Below are 2,469 nucleotides of genomic sequence, written 5' to 3'. Positions count from 1 at the left end.
TTCTTCTCTGATGTTGATGCTGCATATGCCGTCGCTGGCTGAAGACCCGCTATTACCATCGCAAATAGCATTAATACTGTCACACATTTTTGCATGATAGTTCTTTTCACACTTCATTCTCCAATCATTTATATTTTTTACATAGTTTTTACAGCATAGCATAAAATCCCCAAAAAGAACATATCTCAATTTATGTTTTGTTATTTTTTAATGACTGGATAAGACTTCTTGCTCTTGTATATTACTCCTTCTATTTTGAACTTATCATAGCCTATATCCGGGGTTCGGAATATGGTACAGCACTGGTTTATCTCCATTTGGAATTTATCAAAAATAAACAGTACTTTTTGAACAGTCTAATTGCTTTTACACTATGAGTGTAAAAAACAAGTATTTTAATAGATAAACCTTCCTAATTTTTAGGGTCTACATTATACTACTGAATAATCTCAGGGTAGTAATCCTTACAAGGTATATCTAAATAGTTTGCAAACCTATGAATTGCTTTATGAACCTCTCCAACCAATTCCTCTGTTATCATAACCTTGTCTTCCCACCACCAGTTTTTTATTGTAAAAACCTCGGAATAACTAACCCTTTCCGGTTCAAATCTTGCCACAAGTTTATCTCCATATAATACAGGAAGGACATAATAACCATACTTTCGTTTGACTACAGGGGTATAGACCTCCCATCGGTAATCAAAATCAAAAAGGGTAGACACTAAATCTCTATCCCAAAGCATATTGTCAAGCGGAGCTAGAAACTTAACCTGTTTCTTTCCTGTAGGTTGATCAAAGAATCTTTCATCCTCTGTTGCCATATAAAAAGGTTCATCGATTCCTTCGATATAAAAATCAATCAATTCTCCATAAGAAACCAATTTAGTTAATACCTCTGTTCTAATTTTACGATCGCTTATATAGTGTCCTTGCCATGCTCCACCTCTTTTATTCCATAAAAAACCTACACTACGTATTCTTCTCTTTATGTACCATTCGAGAAATTCTTCCTCGCTTTTCATTTCAGTTTGATTTAAAAATTCTTTCGGTAAAACATTTTCCGTAAAATCAAAGTACTTTTGTGCCCCTTTTTTATCAGTGACACACAAATCCCCACTGCTATATAAGTAATCCAGTGTAGCACTTGATAATTTCTTATGTCCCCATCGTCCCGGACTACTCTCACCAATCGATAGATCCTTCGTACTAGTAATTCCATTTGTTTTTATATGTTCTTTTACAACCTCTAAATATTCTAAAGCTTCCAATTGATTTCGATTCGCTAACACATTTTTTGTTGCTCTAGCTGTTGCCTCTCTTACTCTTTGAAAGTTGTTATAGTCTTTCGTTTGATAAATGCACATTTCTTTATCAAAACCATCCACTAGTTTATGTTCTCTGTATAATAGTGTTTCTAAGAACTTCGATTGATACCCTTTTACCTTAGCTTGTAACACTAAATCAGCATTTCTTCCAACCACGTTTAAAGGATCGTATTGTATACTCCCTACCCTATTAAAATAGTTGAGTACACCATCAATGCCTTCAAATTTTTGGGAATCATCCAAATTATGATACCGAATGATAAAACTCCTTGCTTCCTCTTTTGATACAACTCTATGATTCATATTAGCCTCAATTCTGGTGTTTTTCACCTTTTCATTCTATAGTATAATCTTTTCACTGGAACTATCTATTGTTTAGATCATATGATTTTTCATCTAACCATTATCACAGTACAATCATATCATTACAAAGAATGTATGACAGCTATATGTCATATATCGTAATTTATAAATCGGTTTAAATCCATCCTTGCTCTTTCCAATAAGCCACATCCCTCGGTGTACCTAAACCAGCTTTCTGCATTTTCCCCATCAACTTAAATATTACCCTTTGTCGAAATCCTCGCTTCACATGACCATTCTTTCTTCTAATTTTATTAGCAATTCGTTTTCCTTCGTCTCTGGTTTCACATCGTTCCAATTTGCTGCTGCAACAGTTGCATTTAATTGGTATATTCTTGGTATTCCCCACCAAAATAATTGTTTTTTTATCTGTTTTGTTACACTTCCTGCTCCCATTCCAGCTGTCGTTGATATAGCAACTCCTATTTTATGCTGCATATTACCTAGCGGCCGATGACTAAACCATCGATATGCCATATGATCAAAGAAAGTTTTCAGTTGTCCAGTCATACCCATACAGTAATTTGGAGAGTCTACAATGATGACATCTGCTTGTTCAATGAAATAGATGATTTCTTTTGTAATTTCTCGATGCGGGCAATTTTCCTCTTCTTTTAAGATACAAGTATAACACCCAATACAGTACGGAATATCATTTACATAAAATTCACGAAACGTATCTTGATTGGTTACAAGTTCTTTAAATAATAATTGCGAAGTGTTCCACGTACTACCATGATGCTTTTGTCCATGCAAAAGAACTACTTTCATTAGTTTAC

2 protein-coding genes are annotated in these 2,469 nt (G+C 34.2%); both read right to left on the bottom strand.

The window, feature by feature from the left end; genetic code table 11:
• Window positions 1-436: 436 nt before the first annotated feature.
• Entirely contained in the window at window positions 437-1,630 is a 1,194-nt protein-coding gene (locus tag RTP52_RS09175; protein ID WP_312370736.1) for a winged helix DNA-binding domain-containing protein, read from the bottom strand.
• Between the two features lie 285 nt (window positions 1,631-1,915).
• On the bottom strand, window positions 1,916-2,469 hold a 554-nt coding region (locus RTP52_RS09170; RefSeq protein ID WP_312370734.1), incomplete at its 5' end, for an NAD(P)H-dependent oxidoreductase.

It is taken from the genome of Lachnoclostridium sp. (assembly GCF_031997925.1).
Lineage (GTDB): Bacteria > Bacillota > Clostridia > Lachnospirales > Lachnospiraceae > Lachnoclostridium.
The sequence above is the reverse complement of the archived record's forward strand: the minus strand, read 5'-3'. Positions and strand labels throughout refer to the sequence as shown.

What these genes read in the sequence shown, in the direction of transcription:
- RTP52_RS09175 (WP_312370736.1), bottom strand. Translation starts at nt 1,630, where the DNA reads ATGAATCATAGAGTTGTATCAAAAGAGGAAGCAAGGAGTTTTATCATT.